At 32.5% G+C, this 3,125-nt stretch carries 5 protein-coding genes; 3 read left to right on the top strand and 2 right to left on the bottom strand.

Annotation, left to right across the window (positions count from 1 at the left end; translation table 11 throughout):
• Positions 1 to 104: 104 nt before the first annotated feature.
• Together BLW20_RS14380 and BLW20_RS14375 are read right to left on the bottom strand one after the other, a co-directional pair.
• Complete coding sequence (locus BLW20_RS14380) at positions 105 to 443, bottom strand: hypothetical protein (RefSeq protein WP_091102943.1); 339 nt, start codon at positions 441 to 443, stop codon at positions 105 to 107.
• 44 nt (positions 444 to 487) lie between these two features.
• On the bottom strand, positions 488 to 1,444 hold the full coding sequence (locus BLW20_RS14375; protein WP_091102941.1) for an FKBP-type peptidyl-prolyl cis-trans isomerase: 957 nt from the start codon (positions 1,442 to 1,444) through the stop codon (positions 488 to 490).
• Positions 1,445 to 1,523: 79 nt separating this feature from the next.
• Here BLW20_RS14375 and BLW20_RS14370 point away from each other — a divergent pair, with 79 nt between their 5' ends.
• Genes BLW20_RS14370 through BLW20_RS14360 form a run of 3 tightly spaced genes read left to right on the top strand, consistent with a single transcriptional unit; the run spans position 1,524 to position 2,984 of the window.
• Positions 1,524 to 1,925 carry an RNA-binding S4 domain-containing protein gene (locus BLW20_RS14370; protein ID WP_091102938.1) on the top strand — a complete coding sequence of 134 codons (402 nt, stop codon included), beginning with the start codon at positions 1,524 to 1,526 and terminating at the stop codon, positions 1,923 to 1,925.
• A complete protein-coding gene (locus BLW20_RS14365; protein ID WP_091102936.1) occupies positions 1,912 to 2,490 on the top strand; it encodes a methyltransferase domain-containing protein in 579 nt (192 codons plus the stop codon). Before BLW20_RS14370 ends, BLW20_RS14365 begins: the two co-directional genes overlap by 14 nt.
• The gene (locus BLW20_RS14360) at positions 2,487 to 2,984 is read left to right on the top strand and encodes a phosphoribosyltransferase family protein (RefSeq protein ID WP_091102934.1); all 498 of its coding nucleotides are present in this window, start codon (positions 2,487 to 2,489) and stop codon (positions 2,982 to 2,984) included. Before BLW20_RS14365 ends, BLW20_RS14360 begins: the two co-directional genes overlap by 4 nt.
• Positions 2,985 to 3,125: the final 141 nt, after the last annotated feature.

Below are 3,125 nucleotides of genomic sequence, written 5' to 3'. Positions count from 1 at the left end.
TTTTGATTTGTCGTAAAACCAAAATATGAAAAAAGGAGCTAACCACAATGGGAAGCTCCTTAATTTTGAAAAGTTAGTCGGTTAGTAGTGAAAATAAATCAGACTTATTGAAGAATATCTTTGAAAAAGGTTTCACAATTTTTATCAAAGGCGGTGTCTTTTAAAAGATCTAATGCTAAAGAACTTATTTTCTCAAAATCGACAATTTCTAACTGATTGCTAAATAATTCATTATAAATATTGCTGATAATACCAAAAACACCGTTTAATTCTTCAGTTGTAATTTCTTTGTTTTTTGCATAAATAATCCTTAAAAACTTAGTAGCAACGTACGCCGCAATCTCTATGGCATTTGTTATAGAAATTTCGTTTTTCAAACGCTTGTGGTAGAGTAATGTTTCTAAGTCTATACGTATTAATTGCTCTATATTTGACGAACCCATTTTAAATTTTTTAAGATGAAAAAACCTGTTTTTAAAACAGGTTTTTAGTGACAATTTTTATCAAGATGTTTTTTTACTGAACCACCTTCACAAGTTGGTATCTGATCAAAAGGATATAATTTTGTTACTGTTTCTCCATTCTCTTGGGTGGTGTATGTAATTTCTTCACGTGTGGTATAGCCATCACCATCATCATCAAGGTCTAAGAAATCAGGCTTGCCATCACCATCTGTGTCATCGTCCCACAAATTACCGTTGTTATTCACATCTTCATATTTGTCTAAAATACCATCGTTGTCATGATCTGCCTCTTTCGATGCAATCAACGTAATGTCAAAAATAAGTGGAGTATATGTCCCAAAAGTTTCAGGAGAACTGAAATATCCTAACCCAGACGGAATAAAAACAATTACACGTCCCGGATTTTCATGCGTATAAGTCCCGTCACCGTTATCTATAATTCCTGATGCTGTTTTAACTTGTTGTAAAATTTGTCGGTAGCCCGATATAATTTCGCTATAAGAAGAGTAAGCCGGGTAGGCACTCCAAAATCCAAAAGGATTGGTATCAAAAGAGGTCTTATCTAATAAATAACCGGTGTAAGATGTAAACACATTGTCATGAATCATTGGTGTTTCGCCGCCGCCTTCATTCACAATTAAGTAATAAACTTTATAATCTACATTATCCGCAATTCTTTCATATTTACGGGTTACATTTGAATAGCTATAAGTATCGTTTTGTAATTGTACCGATTGTAAAGGATATTCCGATTGATCCCAAATAGATACTGATCCTGATTCAACAGCCGTAAATTCAATGTTTTCCTCATTGATTTTAATACTGTTCTCTTTTAAAAAAGTTTCAATTTCGCTTAGATCCTCATTATAAACTTCCAAACGGTCACGGTCGGCAACAACAGCAGTTTCGTCATCAGATTTACAATTCCAAAGCAAAAGCGATGAACCACAAATTACAGCCGATATAAAAAATCTTTTCATTTAACTTAAATTAATCGGGTGCAAGATACAATTTTCCTTTATTTTTGTTTAAAAATTAACCCAAAATTATAATATAAATATGCGAATAGATAAGTATTTGTGGTGCATTAGGGTTTACAAAACAAGAAGTATTGCTACCGATGCTGTCAAAAAAGGTCATATACAGGTAAACAACCAACCGGCAAAAGCATCGCGGGATGTGTTTCCGGGCGATAAAATTTCGGTTCGCAAAGACCAGATTAATTATCAATATACGGTTTTAGACATCCCACCAAACAGAGTAGGAGCTAAATTAGTAGATATGTATCGAAAAGATGAAACGCCAGCCGAAGCTTTTGAGCACTTGCAGTTGTTAAGATTGGCAAAAGATCACTACAGATTAAAAGGCGAGGGCAGACCGACCAAAAAAGACCGCCGGAATATTGATGATTATTTAGATGATGATACCTATTTTGAACAATTAAATAATGAAGCTAACTAAAGAATACTGGACAAACAGATATGCTGAAAACAATATCCCTTGGGATGCCGGTGCAATTACCACACCCATTAAAACATATATTGATCAACTGTCTGACAAAGAACTAAAAATATTGATTCCCGGAGTAGGTACAGGTCATGAATTGGCTTATTTATATGAAAAAGGATTTAAAAATGTTTATGGACTAGATATTTCAGAAGAGCCAATCAATCATTTCAAAAATCAAAATCCAGAATTTCCTGCCAAGCAATTAATCGTTGATGATTTCTTTCATCATACCGATAGATACGATCTTATTATAGAACAAACTTTTTTTTGTGCATTACAACCAGAATTAAGACCTTTGTATGTAAACCATAGTAACAAGCTTTTAAATAAAAACGGTAAATTAGCAGGTGTATTATTTTCATTTCCGTTAACAAACCAAGGACCGCCTTTTGGAGGAAGTTTAGATGAATATGAAAGCTTGTTTTCTAAATATTTTAGCATTGAGACACTGGGTTATTGTTATAACTCAATAAAACCAAGAAAAAATAACGAACTGTTTATTATATTAAAAAAATGACACAAAATATTATATTAACTCAGCAGCAAATTCAACAAATTGTAAAGCGTATCGCTTATCAGATCTATGAAACCTTTGTGAACGAAAACGAAATTGTTATTGCCGGTATAGCAAACAGCGGTTATGTTTTTGCAAAAAAAATCAGTGATGAAGTTTCAAAAATATCCGATTTAAGAGTGGTGTTAGGAAAAGTCGAAGTAAACAAACAAAATCCGTTGCAAGAAATTAAAACCGATTTGCAAAAGGCAGATTATGAAAACAAATCAGTTGTATTAATTGATGATGTAATGAATTCAGGTGCTACTTTAATTTACGGTGTAAAATACTTTTTAGAAGTACCTTTAAAGAAATTTAAAACCGCTGTTTTAATAGACCGCAGCCACAAGAAATACCCTGTAAAAGCTGATTTTAAAGGAATTTCTTTATCAACATCAAGCTTAGAACACATTCAGGTTGTATTTAACGATACCGAAGAATATGCTTATTTAAGTTAGAGATAGTGTGTAAAAAAGTCAAATTAAATGATTCTTTTTATAGAACCCACTCTGTAACTCTTTAGTTTATAGCGAAGTAAAAAAAGAATAGAAAAAAGGATAAAAAAGATTAGGAATTAACCGGAAAAGGAGGTTATCTTT

Origin of the sequence: Paenimyroides marinum (assembly GCF_900108395.1) — a bacterium.
GTDB lineage: Bacteria > Bacteroidota > Bacteroidia > Flavobacteriales > Flavobacteriaceae > Flavobacterium > Flavobacterium marinum.
This window is presented reverse-complemented; position numbering and strand designations above follow the sequence as displayed.